General features: G+C 65.1%; 28 protein-coding genes. 23 read left to right on the top strand and 5 right to left on the bottom strand.

All coding sequences use genetic code 11. The features are described 5' to 3' along the window. Positions 1 to 101: 101 nt before the first annotated feature. Positions 102 to 800, top strand: a complete 699-nt coding sequence (locus QTI66_RS23390; RefSeq protein WP_286562348.1) for a glutathione S-transferase family protein — start codon at positions 102 to 104, stop codon at positions 798 to 800. Between the two features lie 42 nt (positions 801 to 842). On the opposite strand, the gene QTI66_RS23385 is transcribed toward QTI66_RS23390, so the two are convergent. Beyond that, positions 843 to 1,577 carry an OmpW/AlkL family protein gene (locus QTI66_RS23385; protein ID WP_286562345.1) on the bottom strand — a complete coding sequence of 245 codons (735 nt, stop codon included), beginning with the start codon at positions 1,575 to 1,577 and terminating at the stop codon, positions 843 to 845. 116 nt (positions 1,578 to 1,693) lie between these two features. Here QTI66_RS23385 and QTI66_RS23380 point away from each other — a divergent pair, with 116 nt between their 5' ends. The 4 genes from QTI66_RS23380 to otsA all read left to right on the top strand — a co-directional run bounded on the left by QTI66_RS23380 (position 1,694) and on the right by otsA (position 7,082). Beyond that, positions 1,694 to 2,860 (top strand): tRNA nucleotidyltransferase/poly(A) polymerase-related protein, encoded by a 1,167-nt coding sequence (locus QTI66_RS23380; protein WP_286562343.1) that lies wholly within the window; start codon positions 1,694 to 1,696, stop codon positions 2,858 to 2,860. Between the two features lie 60 nt (positions 2,861 to 2,920). Beyond that, positions 2,921 to 3,661, top strand: coding sequence for a trehalose-phosphatase (gene otsB / locus QTI66_RS23375; RefSeq protein ID WP_286562342.1), 741 nt, complete (start codon positions 2,921 to 2,923; stop codon positions 3,659 to 3,661). Between the two features lie 15 nt (positions 3,662 to 3,676). Continuing rightward, a complete protein-coding gene (locus QTI66_RS23370; RefSeq protein WP_286562341.1) occupies positions 3,677 to 5,593 on the top strand; it encodes a glycoside hydrolase family 15 protein in 1,917 nt (638 codons plus the stop codon). A 103-nt stretch (positions 5,594 to 5,696) separates the two neighbouring features. After that, positions 5,697 to 7,082: an alpha,alpha-trehalose-phosphate synthase (UDP-forming) gene (gene otsA / locus QTI66_RS23365; RefSeq protein WP_286562340.1), complete on the top strand. Its 1,386-nt coding sequence runs from the start codon at positions 5,697 to 5,699 to the stop codon at positions 7,080 to 7,082. On the opposite strand, the gene QTI66_RS23360 is transcribed toward otsA, so the two are convergent. From QTI66_RS23360 to hisN, 3 genes are read right to left on the bottom strand one after another with little or no spacing between them, the layout of a single operon-like run. Beyond that, a complete protein-coding gene (locus tag QTI66_RS23360; RefSeq protein WP_286562339.1) occupies positions 7,079 to 8,005 on the bottom strand; it encodes an ROK family protein in 927 nt (308 codons plus the stop codon). The genes otsA and QTI66_RS23360 overlap by 4 nt on opposite strands. A 40-nt stretch (positions 8,006 to 8,045) precedes the next feature. Beyond that, the gene (locus QTI66_RS23355) at positions 8,046 to 8,240 is read right to left on the bottom strand and encodes a DUF2905 domain-containing protein (RefSeq protein WP_286562338.1); all 195 of its coding nucleotides are present in this window, start codon (positions 8,238 to 8,240) and stop codon (positions 8,046 to 8,048) included. 9 nt (positions 8,241 to 8,249) lie between these two features. Further along, positions 8,250 to 9,038: a histidinol-phosphatase gene (hisN, locus tag QTI66_RS23350; RefSeq protein ID WP_286562337.1), complete on the bottom strand. Its 789-nt coding sequence runs from the start codon at positions 9,036 to 9,038 to the stop codon at positions 8,250 to 8,252. A 175-nt stretch (positions 9,039 to 9,213) separates the two neighbouring features. Between hisN and QTI66_RS23345 the strand changes: the two genes are divergently transcribed. From QTI66_RS23345 to QTI66_RS23285, 13 genes are all read left to right on the top strand, one after another. Continuing rightward, positions 9,214 to 10,287 carry a BamA/TamA family outer membrane protein gene (locus tag QTI66_RS23345; RefSeq protein WP_286562336.1) on the top strand — a complete coding sequence of 358 codons (1,074 nt, stop codon included), beginning with the start codon at positions 9,214 to 9,216 and terminating at the stop codon, positions 10,285 to 10,287. Positions 10,288 to 10,347: 60 nt separating this feature from the next. Continuing rightward, complete coding sequence (yfcF, locus tag QTI66_RS23340; protein ID WP_286562335.1) at positions 10,348 to 10,980, top strand: glutathione transferase; 633 nt, start codon at positions 10,348 to 10,350, stop codon at positions 10,978 to 10,980. A 194-nt stretch (positions 10,981 to 11,174) separates the two neighbouring features. Then, a complete protein-coding gene (locus QTI66_RS23335; RefSeq protein ID WP_286562333.1) occupies positions 11,175 to 11,594 on the top strand; it encodes a DUF3052 domain-containing protein in 420 nt (139 codons plus the stop codon). 47 nt (positions 11,595 to 11,641) lie between these two features. Next, on the top strand, positions 11,642 to 12,031 hold the full coding sequence (locus QTI66_RS23330; protein ID WP_286562331.1) for a VOC family protein: 390 nt from the start codon (positions 11,642 to 11,644) through the stop codon (positions 12,029 to 12,031). Between the two features lie 7 nt (positions 12,032 to 12,038). Continuing rightward, positions 12,039 to 12,434: a DUF6841 family protein gene (locus tag QTI66_RS23325; RefSeq protein ID WP_286562330.1), complete on the top strand. Its 396-nt coding sequence runs from the start codon at positions 12,039 to 12,041 to the stop codon at positions 12,432 to 12,434. Continuing rightward, positions 12,431 to 12,838 (top strand): VOC family protein, encoded by a 408-nt coding sequence (locus QTI66_RS23320; RefSeq protein ID WP_286562328.1) that lies wholly within the window; start codon positions 12,431 to 12,433, stop codon positions 12,836 to 12,838. The genes QTI66_RS23325 and QTI66_RS23320 overlap by 4 nt, the downstream gene beginning before the upstream one ends. 223 nt (positions 12,839 to 13,061) lie before the next feature. After that, complete coding sequence (locus tag QTI66_RS23315) at positions 13,062 to 13,442, top strand: DUF6841 family protein (RefSeq protein ID WP_286562327.1); 381 nt, start codon at positions 13,062 to 13,064, stop codon at positions 13,440 to 13,442. A gap of 52 nt (positions 13,443 to 13,494) precedes the next feature. Beyond that, a complete protein-coding gene (locus tag QTI66_RS23310) occupies positions 13,495 to 13,956 on the top strand; it encodes a GNAT family N-acetyltransferase (RefSeq protein ID WP_286562326.1) in 462 nt (153 codons plus the stop codon). A 293-nt stretch (positions 13,957 to 14,249) separates the two neighbouring features. After that, entirely contained in the window at positions 14,250 to 14,792 is a 543-nt protein-coding gene (locus QTI66_RS23305) for a class I SAM-dependent methyltransferase (protein ID WP_286562325.1), read from the top strand. A 69-nt stretch (positions 14,793 to 14,861) separates the two neighbouring features. Next, positions 14,862 to 15,542 carry a GNAT family N-acetyltransferase gene (locus QTI66_RS23300; RefSeq protein ID WP_286562324.1) on the top strand — a complete coding sequence of 227 codons (681 nt, stop codon included), beginning with the start codon at positions 14,862 to 14,864 and terminating at the stop codon, positions 15,540 to 15,542. 33 nt (positions 15,543 to 15,575) lie between these two features. Further along, positions 15,576 to 16,043 carry an SRPBCC family protein gene (locus tag QTI66_RS23295; protein WP_286562322.1) on the top strand — a complete coding sequence of 156 codons (468 nt, stop codon included), beginning with the start codon at positions 15,576 to 15,578 and terminating at the stop codon, positions 16,041 to 16,043. A 7-nt stretch (positions 16,044 to 16,050) separates the two neighbouring features. Then, complete coding sequence (locus tag QTI66_RS23290; protein ID WP_286562320.1) at positions 16,051 to 16,293, top strand: DUF1653 domain-containing protein; 243 nt, start codon at positions 16,051 to 16,053, stop codon at positions 16,291 to 16,293. 38 nt (positions 16,294 to 16,331) lie between these two features. Continuing rightward, entirely contained in the window at positions 16,332 to 16,865 is a 534-nt protein-coding gene (locus tag QTI66_RS23285) for a methyltransferase family protein (protein WP_286562319.1), read from the top strand. 16 nt (positions 16,866 to 16,881) lie between these two features. Here the strand turns inward: QTI66_RS23285 and QTI66_RS23280 are convergent, their stop codons facing one another. Further along, complete coding sequence (locus tag QTI66_RS23280; protein ID WP_286562317.1) at positions 16,882 to 17,982, bottom strand: class I SAM-dependent methyltransferase; 1,101 nt, start codon at positions 17,980 to 17,982, stop codon at positions 16,882 to 16,884. A gap of 15 nt (positions 17,983 to 17,997) precedes the next feature. Here QTI66_RS23280 and QTI66_RS23275 point away from each other — a divergent pair, with 15 nt between their 5' ends. From QTI66_RS23275 to QTI66_RS23255, 5 genes are read left to right on the top strand one after another with little or no spacing between them, the layout of a single operon-like run. After that, entirely contained in the window at positions 17,998 to 18,795 is a 798-nt protein-coding gene (locus QTI66_RS23275) for an SDR family oxidoreductase (RefSeq protein WP_286562315.1), read from the top strand. Further along, a complete protein-coding gene (locus QTI66_RS23270) occupies positions 18,792 to 19,184 on the top strand; it encodes a dihydroneopterin aldolase (protein WP_286562314.1) in 393 nt (130 codons plus the stop codon). Before QTI66_RS23275 ends, QTI66_RS23270 begins: the two co-directional genes overlap by 4 nt. A gap of 20 nt (positions 19,185 to 19,204) precedes the next feature. Next, positions 19,205 to 20,119, top strand: coding sequence for a tRNA 2-thiocytidine(32) synthetase TtcA (gene ttcA / locus QTI66_RS23265; protein ID WP_286562490.1), 915 nt, complete (start codon positions 19,205 to 19,207; stop codon positions 20,117 to 20,119). Between the two features lie 50 nt (positions 20,120 to 20,169). Then, positions 20,170 to 20,877 carry a DUF4136 domain-containing protein gene (locus QTI66_RS23260; protein ID WP_286562313.1) on the top strand — a complete coding sequence of 236 codons (708 nt, stop codon included), beginning with the start codon at positions 20,170 to 20,172 and terminating at the stop codon, positions 20,875 to 20,877. 11 nt (positions 20,878 to 20,888) lie between these two features. Then, the gene (locus QTI66_RS23255) at positions 20,889 to 21,527 is read left to right on the top strand and encodes a histidine phosphatase family protein (RefSeq protein ID WP_286562312.1); all 639 of its coding nucleotides are present in this window, start codon (positions 20,889 to 20,891) and stop codon (positions 21,525 to 21,527) included. Positions 21,528 to 21,614: the final 87 nt, after the last annotated feature.

Here is a 21,614-nt window from a genome sequence, read left to right as displayed (position 1 = left end):
GCTGCGCGCGCATCAATTCGCCCTGATTTCGTCATGACGGCGCGGGCACGACGCCGATAGCATCGCAGGCTGTCCTTGTCTTTTTTCGAAAGAACTGTGCCATGCGAAAGCTCTACGTCGGCAACAAGAATTACTCGTCCTGGTCCATGCGCCCCTGGGTGCTGATGAAGCAAGCCGGCATCGACTTCGAGGAAGTGACGGTGCGCTTCGACTCCTTCGACGCGGATTCGAGCTTCAAGCGCACGATGGCGGCCATCGGGAGCCCGACCGGCTCGGTGCCGGTGCTGGTGGATGGCGACCTCGTGATCTGGGACACGCTCGCCATCGCTGAACACCTCGCGGAAAGCTGCGCGGACAAGCAGTTGTGGCCCACCGACGTCGCGCAGCGCGCACGCGCCCGCAGCATCTGCGCCGAGATGCATGCCGGCTTTGGCGCATTGCGCAGCGCCTGCGCCATGAACGTCGAGGCGGATCTGGCGCACCAAGGCGCATTGATCTGGCGCGACAACGCCGCCGTGCGCGCCGACGTGGCACGCATCGTCCAGATGTGGAGTGAATTGCTGGCGGCCAATGCTTCGAGCCATGCCGACGGCATGCTCTTCGGGCGCTTCACCATTGCCGACGCCTACTACGCCCCGGTGATGATCCGCCTTACGCGCTTTGCCCTGCCGGTTCCGGCCGAGATCACGGCTTACATGCAGCGCCTGCAGGCATTGCCCGGCGTCAAGGCGTGGATCGATGCCGCGCTGGCCGAGAAGGACTTCCGGGAGTTCGAAGAGCCCTACCGGCTCGCGCGCTGAGCAGCAGCAGCAGCGCGGGCGGCAAGGCTCGTCACTACCGCATCAGAAGCGGTAGGTCACGGCCAGGAACGGCACGATCGGGTTGAGCTTCAGTTTCGCTTCGCTGGTTGCGACCGGCACGCCCGTGGTGGTGGTCGTCGTCAGCTTGGCCGTGGTCTTCAACGGAATGTAGGAGACCGAGAACGACACGCCCCAGTGCGCGTCGAACTGGTAGGCGGCGCCGATGTTCACCACCGGAGCCAGCTTGCTGTCCAGCTTGGCGGTCGTGACGGTGGCGAGCGGACGCTGTGCGATCTGGCTGGCCAGGCCGCCCAGCGTGTTCTGCAGGCCCTGGGACAGTTGCACGTCGCTGTACCAGACATAGGTGGCGCCAAGGCCAACGTAGGGGCGGAATGCATCCTGGCCGCTGCCGAAGTAGTACTTGCCCAACAGGGTCGGGCTCCACTGCCGGGCCGTGCCCAGCTCGCCGACGCGCGCCAGCGAGCCTTCGCCGTTGAGCTCGAACTTCGGCGGAATGCCCACCACGCCTTCAACGGCCCAGTTGCCGTCGATGAAGTACGTTGCGGTCAGGCCCAGCGTGTCGGAATCGGTGACGCTGGCGCCCGAATCCGGCACGACCCTGTGCACCGGCGACGTGACGGTCAGCGGCTCGCTCGAATCTTGCGGTGCCATGTGCAGCCAGCCTCCGCCAACGACCCAGTCACCCGCCTTTTGCGCGAACGCGCTCCCTGAACCCAGCGCGGCCAAGGCAGCCAGCGCTACAAAACTCTTTTTCATCGAGAAGAAACTCCGTTGTTGAAAATGGCGATTGCGACAGGTCCAAAAAGCCTGCGCTCGCGCTCTCGTGGGGAAAACCGGCTACCGAAGGGGCAGCACCCCTAAACTCTCATCGCATGCAAACCTTCCTCGTTGGCGGCGCAGTGCGTGACCGATTGCTCGGCTTGTCGGGCATGGATCGGGACTGGGTCGTGGTCGGCGCCACCCCCCAAGAAATGATCTCGCAAGGATTCTTGCCGGTAGGAAGAGATTTTCCCGTCTTTTTGCATCCGCAGACGCACGAGGAATACGCGCTGGCGCGCACCGAACGAAAGAGCGCGCCGGGCTACCGGGGCTTCACCATTCACGCCGCACCGGACGTGACGCTGGAACAGGACCTGAGCCGCCGCGACCTTACTATCAATTCGATAGCACTTCCCGAAGCACTGGCAACGGCCCTGGGCGATGGAGCGTTCAAATCCGAAGACCTGATCGACCCGTTTCACGGCCGACGGGACATTCAGAACAAAGTTCTCAGGCACGTCACCGACGCGTTCCGCGAAGACCCCGTCCGGATCCTGCGCGTGGCACGTTTTGCGGCACGTTTTACAGATTTTTCTGTCGCCGCCGAGACACGGAATTTGATGCGTGAAATCGTCAAGGACGGCGAGATTGACGCATTGGTGGCAGAGCGCGTGTGGCAAGAACTGTCCCGCGGACTGATGGAAGCCCAGCCCTCGCGCATGTTCGATGTGCTGGTTGACTGCGGCGCGCTCGGTGTGATGCTGCCCGAAATCGATGCCGACACCGCGTTGATGCAAGTGATCGACATGGCCGCGCACATGGGCACATCGCTGGCCGTGCGCTTCGCCTGCCTCGTCCACCGCCTGCACACCAAGCCCCTGCACGCGCTGTGCGAGCGATGGCGCGTGCCGGTCGAGGTCCGTGAACTGGCCGAGGTGGTTTCGCGCGAGCACGGCCACATCGACCGCAGCGGCGATTTCGAGGCCAGCGAGCTCATGCGCCTGCTGGAGCGCTGCGACGCCATCCGCAAGCCTGAACGCTTCGACGAGACTCTGCTGGCCTGCGCATGCATCGCGCGCGCCGCCTCAAAAGATGCGTCCAGTCACTACCCGCCGCGCGAACGCTTGCAAGCCGCGTTGCGTGCGGCGCAAGATGTGGCCACCGAACCCATCGCACTGGCCGCGCAGCAAAGCGGTGCGAAGGGACCGGAAATCGGCGCAGCCATCCATCGCGCACGGACGGCTGCCGTTTTGCATGCGCTGTCGTCGACCCGGCCGTGAGCGCAATTGACGGCATTGGCCGACGTATGGCATCACACGACTCTGCTAAGGTCTTTCACGATGCAGTCGCCTCCTCGCCTCACTCCCGACGCCGCACTGTTCCTCGATTTCGACGGCACGCTGGTCGGCATCGCCGAGACGCCTGAGGCCATCGAGGTACCGCAGGGCCTTGTGGGCCTTTTGACCGATCTTCACGAGTGGCTGGACGGCGCGCTGGCGGTCGTCTCCGGGCGGCAGATCGACGTGCTCGACCGCTTTCTCGCGCCCTTGCGGCTGCCGGCCGCAGGCGAACATGGCGTGCAGCGACGCGACCCGACCGGCGAAATGCGTGAACACCGCGCGCCCGATCTTCTGGCAGTGCTCGACGCCGCCAACCACCTGGCCGGCGAACACCCTGACCTGCTGGTCGAACGCAAGCACGCCGCCGTCGCGCTGCACTACCGGCGCGCGCCGGACCTGGAAGGGCTGTGCCGCGACGCGCTGACGCGCGTCATCGCCAACCAGCCGCAGTTCGAGTTGCTGCATGGCAAGTCGGTGTTCGAGGTCAAGCCCGCGGGCATCAACAAGGGCGTCGCCATCGACGCGTTCATGCACGAAGCGCCCTTCGTGGGCCGCGTTCCGGTGTTCGCAGGCGACGACACCACCGACGAAAGCGGTTTTGCGGTGGTGCAGCCACGCGGCGGCATTGCCATCAAGGTGGGCACGGGGCCGAGCCTGGCGCGCCATCGCCTCGATTCGCCATTGGCGGTGTTCGAGTGGCTGGCGGCGGCGCAGAAGCAAATTCAGATGAACAAGAAATAGTCCGAGGAGTTGGGTATGACTGAAGCGCTGAAGGAATCCGACACCCGCGCCGGCGAAGCCCTCGCGGCCGCCGCCGGCCCCGAACACAGTGAATCCGTCGATGACTCGGCGCTGGCCAAGCCGGTCGCACGCGGGAATTTCCCGCCGCCGGCTGCGGCGTCGCTCTCGCTGGGCGTGATTGGCAACTGCGCCTTCAGCGCATTGGTCGACCAGCGCGGGCGCATCGTGTGGTCCTGCCTGCCCCGCTTTGACGGCGAGCCCGTGTTCAATGCCTTGCTGCACGATGGCGACAAGGCCAGCGCCTGGGCGATCGAACTCGAGGACTTCGCTTCCTCGGAACAGCGCTACGAGCCCAACACCGCCGTGTTGCGCACCCGTCTTTTCGACAGCGCAGGCCAGGGCATCGAGATCACGGATTTCGCGCCGCGCTTTTATTCCCGCTCGCGCTACTTCCGGCCGCTGACCATCGTGCGTCGGGTCAAGGCCATCTCGGGCGCGCCACGCATCCGCGTCGCGCTGGACCCGCGCTTCCAGTGGGGCGAGTTCGAGCCGACGCTGACGCGCGGGAGCAATCACATCCGCTACGTGGGCCCGGACTTCACGCTGCGCCTGAACACCGACGCGTCGGTCTCGTACATCCTGGGGCGCCAGCCCTTCGTGGTCACACGCGAATACAACTTCATCTTCGGCGTGGACGAAACCCTGACCGACGGCATTGCCGACACGGCGCGCCACTTCGAGCAGGAAACGCTGTCCTATTGGCGCACCTGGAGCAAGCGACTGGCCATTCCCTTCGAGTGGCAGGATGCGGTGATCCGCGCCGCCATCACCCTGAAGATGTCGCTCTACGAGGACACGGGCGCCATCGTCGCGGCGATGACCACCAGCATTCCCGAAGCGCCGGGCAGCCAGCGCAACTGGGACTACCGATACTGCTGGTTGCGCGACGCCTTCTTTGTGGTGCGCGCCCTCAACAGCCTGTCGGAAGTCGGCACGATGGAAGACTACCTGCGATGGTTGAGCAACATCGTGATCGGCTCGCACGGCGACCATATCCAGCCGCTGTACGGCATCGGGCTGGAGGGCCAGTTGCCGGAGTCCTTCGTCGAAGGCCTCAGTGGCTACCGCGGCATGGGGCCGGTGCGTGTGGGCAACCAGGCGCAGGAGCATTTCCAGCACGACGTGTACGGCAACATCGTGCTGGGCTCGGCGCAGGCCTTCCACGACCACCGCTTGCTGCGGCGCGCTGGCGCTGCAGAGTTTCCGCATCTGGAGCGGGTGGGCGAGCACGCGATCCGCGTCTACGGCACGCCGGATGCCGGCATGTGGGAGTTGCGCACGCGCGCCCGCGTGCACACGAGTTCCGCACTGATGAGTTGGGCCGCGTGCGATCGGCTCGCCAAGATTGCCCGCACCATCGGCCAGCCCGAACGCGCCGCTTACTGGCATGGCCACGCCGCCCGCATGCGCGAGGAAATCCTGGAGAAGTCCTGGTGCGAGGAACGGCAGGCTTTTGCAGAAAGCTTCGGCGGCCATGAACTCGATGCCAGCATCCTGCTGATGGTGGAGGTGGGCATCATCGAGGCGCGCGACCCGCGCTTCATCTCCACCGTCGACGCCATGGAAAAGTCGCTGTGCGACGGCCCCTACATGCGCCGCTACGAAGCGCCCGACGACTTCGGCAAGCCCGAGACGGCCTTCAACATCTGCACCTTCTGGCGCATCGACGCGCTGTCCAAGATCGGACGCAAGGCCGAGGCCCGGCAGATTTTCGAAACCATGCTCGCGGCGCGCAACCCACTGGGCCTGTTGTCAGAGGACACACATCCGGTGACGGGCGAGATGTGGGGCAACTTCCCCCAAACCTATTCGATGGTCGGCATCATCAACGCAGCCGTGCGCCTGTCCGCCCCCTGGGACACGGCAATATGAAGGCCCCCCGGCTTTTCACTCGCTGCGCTCCTGTAACTCCACCCCCCGAGGGGGAGGCGCGGCTCGCCTTGGGGCGGCCCGGCGGCGGCCGCAGAGGTCCTGCATGAGTCGGCTGGTTGTTGTCTCCAACCGCCTCGCGGACCCACGAAAGCCGGCGGCCGGTGGATTGGCCGTCGCACTGGGCGAATCGCTGCAGCAAAGCGGCGGCCTGTGGTTTGGCTGGAGCGGCACCATCGTGCAGGACGGCCCGACCGGCGAAGGTGAATTGCACAAGCAGCAGGCCGGCAAGGTAACGCTGGCCACCATCGACCTGAGCCGCGACGACCACGACAGCTACTACCTGGGCTACAGCAATGACGTGCTATGGCCAGTGTTTCACAACCGCCTCGACCTGGCGCACTTCGACGCCGGATTCATCGGCGGCTATCGGCGCGTGAACCAGTTGTTCGCGCGCAAGCTGATGCCGCTGCTGAAAGAAGACGACATCATCTGGATCCACGACTACCACCTGATTCCGCTCGCGGCCGAGTTGCGCGCGATGGGCTGCAAGAACCGAATCGGTTTCTTCCTGCACATCCCGCTGCCGCCGCAGATCATCATCGCGGCGATCCCGCAGCACGACTGGCTGATGCGCTCGTTGTTCGCTTATGACCTGATCGGCTTCCAGGCGAAGCAGGACGTGCAGCACTTCGAGCACTACGTGCGCAACGAAGCGCATGGCGAGGTGGTGGGCCAGGACCTGTATCGCGCCTACGGCCACACGGTGCGCGCGGGCGCCTTTCCCATCGGCATCGACGTTGACGAGTTCGCCGCGCTCACGCACGCCAAGGAAGCGCGCGACATGTACGAGACGATGAAGCGCGAGTATTCGAGCCGACGTTTGCTGCTGGGCATCGACCGGCTGGACTATTCCAAGGGCATCCCGCAGCGCGTGCGGGCCTTTCGCGAACTGCTGGCCAACTATCCCGAGAACCGGCGCAGCGCCACGCTGATCCAGATTGCATCGCCCACGCGCGAGACGGTCGACGCCTACGCCGACATTCGACGCGAACTGGAATCGCTGTGTGGCGCCATCAACGGCGACTACGGCGAACTCGACTGGATGCCCGTGCGCTACATCCACCGCATGGTCGCGCGCAAACGCGTGCCCGGCCTGTGCCGCGCCGCCGCCGTGGGGCTGGTGACGCCGCTGCGCGACGGCATGAACCTGGTCGCCAAGGAATACATCGCCGCACAGGATCCGGCAGACCCGGGCGTGCTCGTGCTCTCACGATTCGCGGGCGCGGCCGAGCAGCTGAAGGAAGCGCTTTTGGTGAACCCCTACGACACGCACGGCACCGCAGAGACCGTGCAGCACGCCCTGCGCATGCCGATCGAGGAGCGCCGGTTGCGCCATCAAAAGCTCCTCACGCGCATTCGCCAGCACGACGTGCACTGGTGGCGCAACACCTTCCTGGAGGCGCTCAAGTCCGCAGAAAGCGAGCGCTAATCGAGCAGTGCCAGCGCGGCCAGATCGCCCACCCTGTCGCCCAACCCCGCCGGCACCAGCACCACGCCATCCGTCAGCGGCGGCAGGTGCCCCGCGATCTGCGCCTGCAGGCGCGGCAAGAGAAAGTCGCGGTTGTTCCAGAACACGCTGCCACCCAGGCTGATGCGCTGCAGGTCGAGCGTGGCAATCAGGTTGTAGAGCATGCGGCCCATCACGTGGCACAACGCGTCGGTAATGCTCAGCGCGTTCGCATCCCCCTTCGCCGCGGCAGCAAAGAGATCCACCGGCGGCTGCCCGAAACGGCGGGCGATCGAATTGCCGGCGATGAGCGCCTCGACGTCGCCCATGTTGCCGCAGCCGCACAGCGCTCCGCTGGCATCGTCGACCACAAAGCTGTGTCCTGCGTGGCCCGCGTTGCCGTTCTTGCCGCGAAGGATGCGGCCATCGACGCACAAGCCCACGCCCACGCCCGTGCTCCACGTCACGTAGGCGCAGTGGTCCAACCCCTGCAAGGCACCCCAGCGGCGTTCGGCTTCGAGCGCGGCCACTCCGTCGTTTTCGACCCGCACGCGGGGAAAGCGCTTGGCCAGGGGCGCTTCGAGCAGCGCCGTGCGCCATTGATTCGGCAGCCCGCGCGCCGGGCCGGCGATGCCGCCGCAGATGTTGGGCGTCGCCAGTTCGACCATGCCGCCATGCAGTTCAAAGGGCCCGCAGGTGGATACGCCCACGCAATCGATGGAGTCGGCGTCGATGCCCTGCTCTGCGCAGGCCTCGTCGATCAGCCGCAGGATCTGCACGGCGACTGCATCGTTGTTGCCGGTCTTGGCGGTGGGCTCGCTGCGGCGCGCCATGAGCGGCGTCGTGCTGTCGCTGGACAGGCTCACGGCGACCTTGGTGCCGCCGATGTCGACGCAGGCTCTCATGGTGTGGGCTTTCCTTGTCGGGGGTTCATGGTTGTCGTCATCAGATCCAGCGCGCGATCGCGGCGGCGATCATGCTCAGCACGATGGTGCTGCCCAGCGGTAAATGCCATTCGCGGCCGAAGGCGCGGAACACGAAATCGCCCGGCAGCCGGCCGAAGCCGAAGCGGCGCAACCACGCCGCCAGCCCGTTGAACAGCAGCAGCGCGAGGATGACGACGAGCAGCCAGCGAATCATGGATGCAGTTTAGGCCGCGAGCATTGCCAATGCAGCCCGGTGGAGTTCGGGTGTGGCGGCGGCCACGACCCGACCGTCGGATTCGAGGCCGAGCGCCTGCCCGTTCCAGTCGGTGATCACGCCGCCGGCCGCCTCGATCAAGCCTGCCGGGCCCAGGTAGTCATAGGGCTGCAGCCCCGTCTCCACGACCAGATCGATGGTGCCGCCGGCGAGTTGTGCATAGCCGTAGCAGTCGCCACCGAAGCGGCGCATGGCGCACTGGCGGCTCAGCCTGTCGAAGGCTTTCCAGTCGTCGGCGTTGAAGATGTCGGGCGAGGTCGTCACGATGCGCGCCTGCCCGATCCCGGTGCAGGCGCTGGCGTGCACGGGCTGGCCGTTGCGCATCGCCACGTTGCCGCCGGCGCCCTGCAGGCCATGCCAGCGCTCGCCGAGCACCGGCATGTCGACCATGCCGAAGCGAACGCGGCCGGCCTCCAGCACGCCGATCAGCGTTCCCCACAGCGGAGAGCCGGTGATGAAGCTGCGCGTGCCGTCGATGGGGTCGAGAACCCAGATGCGGCCAGCCTCCAGCCGTTCGCGGCCGTGTTCCTCGCCATAGATGCCATCGGCCGGGCATTGCGCAGAAAGAATGTCGCGCATCGCGGTTTCCGCCGCGCGATCCGCGAGCGTGACGGGGCTTTCGTCGGCTTTGGTGATGATGTCCAGCGGCGTGCGGAAATAGCGCATCGACTGCGCCGCCGCCGCATCGGCGAGCGCATTGGCAATGGACAGGACGTCGTCAGGAATGGCGTGGGTCATGGTCGGAATTAGACGCGAAGTTTCGGGCCGCGCAAGTTGGCGCTTGACGGTTGCTGACTTAGGATGCCCGGTCAATCCTCCGGAGGCCGACCCGATGCATTGGAAGGAACGCGTACGCCAGATTGCCGCCACCGCAATGCTTCTTGCGGGTTTAAGCCAACCGGGTCACGCGTTCATGGATGGCTTCATCGACCAGGACGATGGGCATGCAGACCTGTCGAACTGGCTTGTCGATCGCAAGGGCTTCCTGCCCATTCCCATCGTCATCACCGAGCCGGCCGTGGGCTATGGCGGCGGCGTGGCGCTGATGTTCGTGCGCAATTCGCTGCGCGAGAGCGCCGAGAGGGCCGCGGAAACCGGACACATGACGCCGCCCGACATCTGGGTCGTTGGCGCCGCGGCCACCGAAAACGGCACCAAGGCCGCCTTCGCCGGTGGCATGACGAGCTTTGACGACGACCGCTGGCGCTATCGCGGCGGCATCGGGCGCACCGACGTCAACCTGGCCTTCTACGGGATAGGCGGCGACTTGGGCGGCGGCACGCGCAGCATCAATTACTCGCTGGACGGCTGGATGTCGAGCCAGCAGATCCTGCGCCGCCTGGGCGACAGCAACAGCTGGCTGGGCTTTCGATGGATCTTCCTGGACCTCGGCAGCAAGCTGGACCTGAACGACCCCAACGCGCGCCTGCAACCCGACGAAATGTCGCGGCGCAGTTCCGGCCTGGGGCTGACGCTGGAATACGACTCGCGCGACAACATCTTCACGCCCAGCAAGGGCTGGACCGGCGCCCTCGACGCGACCTTCTACAACCCGGACTGGGGCAGCGACACCACCTTCCAGGCGTATCGGGGCCACGCGTTCGGGTATTGGCCCGTGCTCAAGAACCTGATCATCGGTGGGCGACTGGATGCGCGTAGCGCGAGCGGGCGGGTGCCCTTTTATCAGTTGCCTTTCATCGACCTGCGCGGCGTGCCGGCGGCGCGCTATCAGGACGACCATACCTTTGTGGTGGAAACGGAAATCCGCTGGGACTTCACGCCGCGCTGGGCCGCCATCGGCTTCGTCGGCGCGGGCCGCGCGTGGGGCCGGCAGACGACGTTCAACGAGGCCTCGAACGTGGTGTCGAAGGGAGTGGGATTCCGCTACCTGCTCGCAAAGCGACTGGGCCTGTGGGTCGGGCTCGACTACGCCAAGGGGCCGGAGGACAACGTGGTGTACATCCAGGTGGGAAATGCGTGGCGGTAGGCGGCGCGCCGTATCGCATTGCCTATCATGGGCAGTTCTCAACAACGCGACGGGAGACGCATGCCGCAGACGAAACTTCTTCTCCATGTCGACTCGCAGTTCACGAGTCCGTATGCAATGTCGGTCTTCGTGGCCTTGCGCGAGAAGTCGCTGCCCTTCGAACTCGCGACCGTCGATCTTGAAGCCAGGGCCCATGAAGCGCCGGCCTACGCTGCGACCTCGCTGACGCGGCGCGTTCCGACCCTGATCCACGACGGATTCACCCTGTCGGAGTCTTCCGCCATCACCGAGTACATCGACGAAGTCTTTCCGGCAACGTCTGTCTATCCTGCGGGCGCCCAGCAGCGGGCGAGAGCCCGTCAGGTCCAGGCCTGGCTGCGCAGCGATCTCATGCCGATCCGCCAGGAGCGGCCGACCGAGGTCGTTTTCTACGGCAAGAAGTTGGCGCCGCTTTCAGTTGACGCCCAGGCGGCCGCCGGGAAGCTCTTTTCGTTTGCGAACGCCCTGCTGCCGGACGCGTCGGAGCACCTGTTCGACCGGTGGTGCATTGCCGACGTCGACCTAGCGCTGATGCTCAACCGGCTGGCGATGCATGGCGAACCGGTGCCTGAGAAGCTGGCGGTTTACGCGCGTCGCCAGTGGGAGCGTGCGTCGGTGCAGGAATGGGTGCGGCAAGCGCGCCCACCCTTGTAGGGCGCTCCCTGCGGCGAACTTTCTGGCCGCCATCGCGCACGATGGCTAGCTTCGGTTCAGTCCAAGCCATCGCATCCAATGCAGGCATCCGTCACGACAAAGGCCATGGATCCAGCGCTCCCCTGATATCGGTTTGGACGCTATCCTTGTGGCGTTCGACAACCCGCACCCCCACTTCGACGCGCGTTGAACTCATGAGTGACATCAAACCCGCTGGCTACTCAGGCACGCACCTGGCGAAGAAGCTCGGCATCGTCGCTGGCAGCCGGGTGGTGACGATGCACGCACCCAGCGATTACGCGCACCTCCTCGAACCGCTTCCGGCGGACGTCCACTTCGATGCAGCCGTGTCCGGGGCGACCGATCTCATCCACGTCTTCGCGTACCGCCGCTCCACGCTGGAGACCGAACTCAAGGGCTTGCGACACGCGATCCGCCCCGATGCCACCGTCTGGGCGTCGTGGCCCAAGAAGACGGCGAAGGTGCCGACCGACATCACCGAAGACACCGTTCGCGAAGTGGCCCTGCCGCTGGGCTTCGTCGATGTGAAAGTCTGCGCCGTGAGCGACATCTGGTCCGGCCTGAAGCTGGTCATCCGCAAGGAGCTCAGGTAGAACATGGCGCCTGCCCGCGAGTCGAATTCCTGAAAGGAGCACGCCAGATGACGATTCATCTCGACCACGCCATCGTGTCCGCCCACGACCGCGACGCGTCGGCAAAGCGCCTGGCTGAGCTGCTCGGCGTGCGCTGCGGCCCCGCACGTGAAGGGCCCTTCTTCGCCGTCTACATCAACGACGGCCTGACGCTGGACTTCTATGGCACCGACGAGCCCTTCCCCGTCGAGCACTTCTGCTTTCGGGTCGGGGAAGACGAGTTCGACCAGATCCTCGGCAGGATCCAGGCTGCCGACATCGACTACCGCAGTTCGGTCCGCGGCCCGGTCGACAAGCAAGTCAACACCCACTACGGCGGCAGGATGATCTACTGGAACGAGCCCGAAGGTCACCAATGGGAAATCCTGACCCACAGCTATGCGCGCGAGTTCGACTGACGGCACCGTGCAAGACGAAGCCGCAGCCTTCTTCGATGCTTTCGTCGAAGCGTTTCGCAGCTTCGACGGTGGCGTGATTGCGCAGCGCTATCTCTCGCCCTATTCAGCGCTGCATGCCGACGGAAGCATCGACTGCTTTGCGTCCGGCGCTGACACCGCACGATATTTCCAGCGTGTGGTGGACGGCTATCACGACCAGGGCTGCCGGTCCTGCCGCTACCGGGACCTCGAGGTGGTGCCCATCGGCACGCAATGCGCCTTGGCAACGGTCACCTGGGACCTGTGCCGCGACGACGGCAGCGTGCTGAGCACGTGGCGCGAGTCGTACAACCTGGCGCGCGTGAGCAGGGCATTGCGCGTCTTTGCTTCCATCGACCACGACACTCCTGCGACGCCCGCATGATCCACATCCGCGAAATAGACCATCTCGTGCTGCGCGTGGTCGACCTCGACAAGATGATGCGCTTTTACTGCGACGTTCTGGGCTGCACGCTGGAGCGGCGACAGGACGCGATCGGCCTGATCCAGTTGCGCGCCGGACGCTCGATCATCGACCTGGTCACCGTTGACGGCGCGCTCGGCCGCGCCGGCGGCGCCGCACCCGGACGGGAGGCGCGAAACCTCGATCACTTCTGCGTTCGCGTGGAGCCGTTCGACGAAGCGGCCATTCGCCGCGATCTGGCCGTCCATGGCATCAAGGCCGGCCCTGTGGAGTCGAGGTACGGTGCCGAGGGCCTGGGTCCCTCGGTCTACCTCGCCGACCCCGAAGGCAACGTTGTCGAACTCAAGGGGCCGCCCTTCGCTTAGCGTCGAGGCGGCGGTGAACGCGGAAATTCGGCAACGTTACAGTTTTCCTTCGGAGACACTGTCACCAACGGTCAAACGGACGGACTGACGCTTGCCTGGCTCCCGACCGGGCGGCAGACTTCGAACGATGAGTTTCGTCCAGCCAATGGCGCTGTCCTGGCGCCAGGATCCGCCTACGTTCCCGGTCAGTTCCGAACCCCAGGAAGCACCCGATGCTGCTTCCATGCGAAACGAGGTCGTTACGTACTTTGAAGAGTGCGTCGACGTCTTCAAGACCTTCGATGGTCCCGAGATCGCGCGTCGATACCTCACGCCTTACAGCGCGCTCCGGCAAGACGGGGCCATCAAATACTTTGACTCCGCACCGGAGATGGCCAGCCACTTCCAGAGCATGATGGACGACTACCTGGCCCTTGGCGTCCGCGCCTGCCGGTACAAGGATCTGGAGCTGATGCCGTTGGGCACCAGGAGCGCGCTGGCGACGGTCACGTGGGAACTTTGCCGCCAGGACGACACCGTCGTGAGCTTCTGGCGCGAGTCCTACATCCTGGTCCGTACCGCTGACGGCTTGCGCGTGTTTGCGTCCGTCGATCACGCACTCTGAAGTGCCGACTGGCCCGGTTGCAGGGGGCCGCTAAAGTTGCCCCATGGAATCGATGCACATCCGACTCGACGATCTTTCAGGCCCGCAGGTTCATGCGCTGCTGGAGGAACACTTGCGCGACATGGCTGAACACTCGCCGCCTGAAAGTGTTCATGCGCTGGACCTCACGGGCTTGCGCCGTCCCGACGTTACTTTCTGGACGATCTGGTCGGAGAGCGGCGACCTGCTGGGCTGCGGCGCGCTCAAGGAACTGGACCCTTCGCACGGCGAAATCAAGTCCATGCGAACCTCGCAAACCCATCGACGCAGGGGCGCGGCAAGGGCGATGCTGGCGCACATTCTTGAAGAAGCGCGCCGGCGTTCCTACGCACGGCTCAGCCTGGAAACGGGGTCTATGGATCCCTTTGAGCCGGCGCGCAGGTTGTACGCCGACTTCGGCTTTGAAGCCTGCGCTCCCTTCGCCGACTACGTCGATGATCCGCACAGCGTCTTCATGACGCGCACGCTCCCATAGCCTGCGCAAGGTGGCGCGGTGCAACGCCACGCATCGCCACGAAATGCTGGCTCACACGGTGGTAGAGTCCGCGGGCTCAAAAAAACAAACCATTGAGTCAGGGAGCTTGAAAAATGTCAGAAGCAGGACGCCGTCGTGTTCGGCCGCACCGTGGGCCGGCGACCGCCAGGTCAGGATCACCTTCATCAATCCAACGAGGGCGAACGGCGGCTGAAAACGTCGTCGATGACTTCGGGTGGTCCACGCCCCAAGGGCCGCATTCGTGCGACTACATCGGCCCCCGCATCATTGAAGTGCTGCAGACGCTTTCCGTTCGGCGCGTGCTGGACCTCGGATCGGGCAACGGCGCCTTGTGTGCCGAACTCGCCGCCAGCGGTTATCAGGCGGTCGGCGTCGAGTACGACCGCAAGGGCGTCGAAGTCGCGAAACGATCGCACCCCGGCCTTGCCTTCTACAACTTCGGCGTGCAAGACGATCCCGCAAGGTTGATGGCGCATGAGGAACTCTTCGACGCGGTGGTCTCGACCGAAGTCATCGAACATCTCTTCTCGCCGCACTTGCTGCCGACGTATGCAAAGCGCTGCCTGAAACCGGGAGGCCACCTGGTCATCACGACGCCCTATCACGGCTACCTCAAGAACATGGCGCTCTCCCTGTTCGACAAGTGGGACAAGCATCACACCCCGCTTTGGCACGGTGGGCACATCAAGTTCTGGAGCCGCAGGACGCTGAGCCAGCTGCTGGAGGACAACGGCTTCGAGGTCATTGGATTCTCGGGCGTGGGGCGTGTGCCGTATCTTTGGAAGAGCATGGTGCTGGTCGCGCGCAAGCGGTAGCGGCCCGGGGTTTTGCACAATGGCGCGGACGGAACGCCCCATGAACACAATTGCCCAGATGGTCCCTCGATGACCCAACTCCTCGACAACATCTTCTGGCACTGCCTCGCCGGGCCACACGCGAGGTACGCCGTCGGTTCAGACGACGTGCGCCGCTACGCGCAAGGTTTCTCCCCCATCGTCGGCTTCGCCGTCCCCGCGCAGCCGAACCTCGACGCGCTGGCGCGTCATTGCGCGCCGGGTGAGCAGCTGTATTGCGACGGATGGTCAGGCGCCGCACCGTCCGGCTGGCAGATCGACGCGGAAGCCAGCATGCACAAGATGGTGTGGCAGTCCCCGTCGATGCCCGCAGAGGACGAAACACTCGCAGCCGTCCCGCTCGGTCCGCAGCACAGTGCGCAGGCGGTCGAGCTGGCGGCCCTGACGCGCCCGGGACCGTTCGGGCCCAGGACCATCGAGTTGGGCGAATACTTCGGCCTCCTCGAAGTCGAACGACTGATCGCCATGGCCGGCGAGCGCACACGCGCAGGGGCGCTGCACGAGATCAGCGGCGTCTGCACGCATCCGGATTTTCAGGGGCGCGGCTTGGCGCGTCGGCTGATGGACAAGCTCATTCGCCGCCAATTGCAGCGCAACGAAGTGCCCTTTCTCCACGTCATGTGCAGCAACGAAAGCGCACACCGGCTTTACCTTCGAATGGGCTTCGCTGATTACCGGCAGGCAGTCGTTCGCATCATTTCGCGGGTTTGACACGCACGCTGGCGGCAGCCGTACCATGGCGGCATGAGCACGCAGCAACCTGATCCATCCGGGTCCACCGCGGACCGCGAGTTCGTTCACTCACGATTGATCGATGCGCCACGCGAGCGCGTCTACAGGGCGTTCAGCGACCCCGCGCATCTCGCGCGCTGGTGGGGGCCCAAGGGCTTTTCCAGCACCTTTCATGAGTTCGACCTGCGTGCCGGCGGCGCCTGGCGATTCATCCTGCACGGACCTGACGGCAAGAACTACCCCAACGAATCCATATTCAAGGAAGTGGTGCCGCAGGAGCGCGTCGTCTTTGAACACACCTTGGGCCATCATTTCTGGATGACGATCACCTTTGAGGCGCAAGGCGAGAAGACGCTCGTCGGCTGGCGACAGGTGTTCGACACCGCCGCCGAAGTCCAGCGCATCGCGCCGATCGTGACCGAGGCCAATGAGCAGAACCTCGACCGGCTCGCGGCCGAAGTTCGCAATGTGACCGCATGAAGCCGGCATGAGCGATCTTCCTCCCCTCCCACCGACGCCCTTGGGCCGCTACCGCCACTACAAGGGCAACGAATACGAGGTCGTGGGCGTCGCGCGGCACAGCGAAACGCTGGAGCCGCTGGTGGTCTACCGGCCGCTGTACAACGCCACGGGCCTGTGGGTGCGCCCGCATGCCATGTTCTTCGGGCAGATCGAAGTCAACGGGCGCCAAGTGCCGCGCTTTGAGCCTGTCGCCTCGACATCTTCGTGATGGCGACTGCCCGGCTCTGTCTCATCCCTGCGATGTGGATGGCATGGGCAGTCTATTGGTGGCTGATGTCCGGAAACGTGAAAGCCACGGCGAAGCGCGAGTCGCTGTCGTCGCGCTTGACGCATGTGGTTCCGCTTGGCATTGCGGTGCTGCTGGTGTGGGCGCCGGGCGTGCAGATCGCATGGCTCGACGCTCCCATTGCCCCGCGGTCCCCCTGGCTCTTCTTGACCGGCACGGTTCTTGTGACCGCCGGCCTGCTTTTCACCGTCTGGGCACGCCGCCATCTCGGCAGGAACTGGAGCGCCATCGTCACGGTCAAGCAGGACCATGAGTTGATCTGCACCGGCCCCTACGCCATCGTCCGGCATCCGATCTACACGGGGCTGCTGCTGGCCTTCGTGGGCTCCGCGGTGGCTGTCGATGAATGGCGCGGCGCGCTCGCCGTGCTGATCGCGGCGCTCGCGTTGTGGCGCAAGCTGCGGCTGGAAGAGCGTTGGATGCGCGAGCAGTTCGGCGACAAGTATGTGGCGTACAGCAAGAAAGTCCCCGCGCTGGTGCCGTTCATCCTGTAGGAGCCCACTCAGCGGCTCAGAGCGTGTGCGATCGATCGCCTTCGCGAAAGCCGACAGCGTCCCAAGCTTCGCCGGCGGCAAACCCGATCACCTTGAAGAGTTCGCCCATTTCGTGCTCGTGGATCAGCCGGGCGGCCATTGTGCGCTGCGGCAGATCGGCGCTTTCCATCTTCTGCACCAGCCCGCAATTCATGAGAAAGCGCGCCTGATTGCAGTAACCCAGCACCTGCAGCCCCGCATCCTGGCCGGCCAGCGCGATGCCGGTGAAGTTGACGTGCGCCGTGATGTCCTTGTCGCCCACGTCGGCCAGCGGATTGCCGTCCGCCTGATGCCCGCGATGGCACATCACGGTGCCCATGTGGCGTTGCGGGTGGTAGTACTCGGATTCCGGAAATCCGTAGTCGAGCAGGAAGGCCGCGCCCTTTTTCAGGCGATCCGCGAGCGTGGCGACAAAGGCCTCGGCCTGATGGTGGACTTCGGTGAGGTAATCGTGTCGGCCCTCGATCTCAATGGGCGGACGCAGGTCGGTGGGCCGGTCCGCATAGGTCAAGACGCCATCGCCGCCGCGCGCGACGCCGCGCTCGAACCACTCGCCTGACACGCGCGCCAGCAGCTTGACAGGCATCGCGTCGAGCACCTCATTGCCCACCACGACGCCTTGCATCGAAGCGGGCAGTTCGCTCAGCCACTGCACCATGTCGCCCCAAGGAGCCAACGCCTGCTGCTGGCGTTCGCGCAAGGTGCCGGAGAGATCGACGATGGTGTAGCGCGTGATGCGATCACCCAGTTCCGCCAGCAGTTGCCTGGCCAACGCGCCTGAACCGGCGCCAAATTCCCAGACTTCGCCGGTGCCGGTGTGCTCGAGCGCATCGGTCACCGCGACCGCCAGGGTCTGGCCGAACAGTGGCGACAGTTCCGGCGCGGTGACGAAGTCGCTGCCCGAGGCCGGCATGTGACCGAACTTCGCGGAGCTGTTGGCGTAGTAGCCCAGGCCGGGCGTGTACAGCGCCAGCGCCATGAAGCGGTCAAAGGGCAGCCAGCCGCCGGCGCGCTCCAGCGTGGCATCGATAATCCGGGTCAACGGGTCGGCGCGCTGGGCGCCAGTCTCCAAATTCATACGGGAAATTATCAGGTGAGTGCTTCCATTGCGCGACAGGTACTCGTCACCGGCGGCGGACGGCGGCTGGGCGCCGCCATCTGTGAAGCCTTTGCGCGAGCCGGCTGGCAGGTGTGGTGCCAATACCGCGCGTCCGGACCGGCGGCGCAGGCGCTGTGCGAAGGACTGCGGGCCCAGGGATTTTCAGCGATCGCCATCGAGGCCGACATCACGCTGGAAGTCGGGCGACAGGCGCTGGTCGAGCAGATCGCGGCCCAGGGCGGCCTCGATTGCGTGGTCAACAACGCGTCCGCCTTCGAGCCGGACAGCGGCTTGGACTTCGACGTCGACTCGGCGCAGCGCCAACTGGGCGTGAACCTGATCGCGCCCCTGTCCTTCGCCCGGCTGCTGGCGCGAAGCGCGGGCGGCGGTGATCGCTGCGCCATTCACATCCTCGACCAGAAGGTCTTCAACCTCAACCCGGACTATTTTTCGTACACCGTTTCCAAGCTGGCGCTGGAGCGCGCGGTGTCGCTGCAGGCGCAAGCACTCGCTCCGGCGGTGCGCGTCTGCGGTGTCGCGCCGGGCATCCTGTATGCCAGCGGACCGCAGACCGGCGACAATTTCAGCAAGGCGGCCAGCGCCAACCTGTTGCGCCGCCCGATCGACCCGGCAGATGTCGCCCGAAGCTGCGTCTTCCTGGCCGACACGCCCAGCATCACCGGGACGACGCTCAGCGTGGACAACGGCCAGCACCTCGTGCCGTCGCCGCGCGACATCATGTTCGTCGTCGACGAACTGCTCAACGCATCATCTTCAGATTCCAACCCATGACCACCGCCGCCCTCGACCCCTTGTTGCTGACCTGCAGGCGCGTTTTCTTGCGCGACTACGAGGTCTGGATCAACATCGGCGTGCACGAATTCGAGAAGCGCGCCGAGCAGCGCGTCATCATCAACGTCGACCTTTACGTGCCGCTGGAAGTGTCCACCCCCATCGCCGACGACCTGGACGAAGTGGTGGACTACGACTTCATCCGCCGCACCGTCGCCACGCGCCTTTCCAAGGGGCATGTGCAGTTGCAGGAAACGCTCTGCGATGACATCCTGACGCAAGTACTGGAGCATCCCAAGGTGAAAGCCGCTCGCGTTTCCACTGCCAAGCCTGACGTCTACCCCGACTGCGAGTCCGTCGGTGTGGAAGTCTTCCGGAGCAAATCATGAGCGCCGTGATGCCAGAACGCATCGATGCGGTGTGGATCGACGATTCATCGTCAGCCGCCAACAACTCGTTGAAGATCGAGCGCGAAACCCACAAGCTCGAAAAGCGCCTGTGCCGCCAGGTCGGCAAGGCCATCGTCGACTACAACATGATCGAGGACGGCGACAAGGTCATGGTGTGCGTCTCGGGTGGCAAGGACAGCTACGCCCTGCTCGACATCCTGCTCAAGCTGCGCGCTCGCGCGCCGATCCACTTCGACATCGTCGCCGTCAACCTCGACCAGAAGCAGCCCGGCTTTCCGGAAGAGGTGCTGCCGACCTACCTCACTACCCTGGGCGTGCCCTTCCACATCGAGGAGCAGGACACCTATTCCATCGTCAAGCGCGTGATTCCCGAGGGCAAGACCACCTGCGGCCTGTGCAGCCGCTTGCGACGCGGCATCCTGTACCGCGTCGCCGATGAGCTTGGCGCCACCAAGGTCGCGCTGGGCCACCACCGCGACGACATGCTGCAAACCTTTTTCCTCAACATGTTCTTCGCGGGCAAGCTCAAGAGCATGCCGCCCAAGCTGGTGAGCGACGACGGCAAGCACATCGTGATCCGTCCGCTGGCCTACGTGGCGGAGAAAGACTTGGTGCGCTGGGCGCAGCACCGCGAATTCCCGATCATTCCCTGCACCCTGTGCGGCAGCCAGGAGAACCTGCAACGCAAGCAGGTCGGCGAAATGCTGCGCGAGTGGGAAAGAAAAACCCCCGGGCGCCTTGAAAACATGTTCAACGCGCTGCAGAACGTGACACCTTCGCACCTGCTCGACGGAACGCTTCACGATTTCAAGAGTCTGAGGGCAACGGGCGTGCCGGACGCCAATGGCGACCAGGCATTCGACGCACCCGAATTTCCGGCGCCCTCGTCGCCCATGCGGATCGTCCAGGGCTGATGAGCGATGCGGTCTTGCAGCATTTGGTCGTCACCTGAGAGGGGGAACCCATGAAGCACACGCTGACCGCCCTTTTCCTGCCGCTCACCGCTGCAGCGCTGTTGACTGGCTGCGCCACCAGCTGGACTGTCGACAGCAAGGTCTCGACCTTCTCCAAGCTTCAGGGCTCGCCCGCGCAAGCGACCTACCGCTTCGAACGCCTGCCCTCGCAACAGGCCCAGGAAGCGACCCAGCAAGAGCTTGAAGCCATGGCCAGCGCCGCGCTGCAGAGCGTCGGGCTCACGCGCGACGACGCGTCGCCCCGCTATTCCGCGCAGATTGCCGCCCGCGTCTCGGTCGAGATTTCGCCTTGGGCCGACCCCTGGTTCTACCCCGGGTGGGGCGCTCCCTATTTTTATGGCGGCATGGGCTACGGCCGCGGCTGGCCCTACGGTCGCGGCTACGGCCCCGGCTGGTACGGCGGCGGTTGGGCCGGCTGGTACGGACCCGCCTATGCAAGCAACCCCTGGTACACGCGGGAGGTAAGCGTCGTTCTGCGCGAACTGCCGGCCAACCAGATCGTCTATGAAACGCGGGCCTACAACGACGGCCCCTACAACCTCAGCGGCCCCGTCTTTGCCGTGATGTTCCAGGCCGCCATGCAGGGCTTTCCCAATCCGCCGGCGGGCGTGAGGCGCGTGGACATCCAGATTCCGACGGCAAGTACCTCGAGCATCGCGCCTCAGGCGGCCGCCGCTGCCCCACCGGCGGCCCGATAAGATCAGCACGGATGGAGCCGACCCGACTGATTGCCGTCCGCCACGGTGAAACCGCCTGGAACGTGGACACACGCATCCAGGGCCAGCTGGACATCGAGCTGAACGCCCGGGGCCAATGGCAGGCCAAGCGCCTGGGACAGGCGCTGGCCGACGAACCCATCTCCGTCATTTATTCCAGCGACCTCGCCCGTGCGTGGCAGACGGCGCAGGAAATCGCCCGGCAGGGCGAACTGCCCGTGATTGCCGAACCGCGCCTGCGCGAGCGTTGCTTCGGCCTCTTCGAGGGACGGACCTTTCACGACATCCAGAGCGAATTGCCCGAGCAAGCGCAACGCTGGCGCCAGCGCGATCCCGAATTTGCACCGGAAGGGGGCGAAAGCCTGCTGGTATTCCGCGAGCGCGTGACCCACGTCGCGGAGGAACTGGCCGCCCGCCACCCTGGCGAGCTGGTGGTGCTGGTGGCCCACGGCGGCGTGATGGACGTGCTCTACCGAGCTGCCACCCGCCAGGAGTTGCAGGCGCCACGCACGTGGCAACTCAACAACGCCTCCATCAACCGCATGCTCTGGACGCCCCAAGGCCTCACGCTGGTGGGCTGGGCCGATGAGGCCCATCTGGACGACGACGCGCTCGACGAAACCAGCGCCTGACGAGCCCCGCGGGCTCGTGCCAACTTCCGCACCGGTTGGCATTTCCCTTGCTTGAGGGAAACGAGAACTTTTTGGTAACAAGAGCAA

This window comes from Variovorax brevis, assembly GCF_030317105.1.
In the GTDB taxonomy this organism is placed as follows: Bacteria; Pseudomonadota; Gammaproteobacteria; order Burkholderiales; family Burkholderiaceae_C; genus Variovorax; species Variovorax brevis.
The sequence above is the reverse complement of the archived record's forward strand: the minus strand, read 5'-3'. Positions and strand labels throughout refer to the sequence as shown.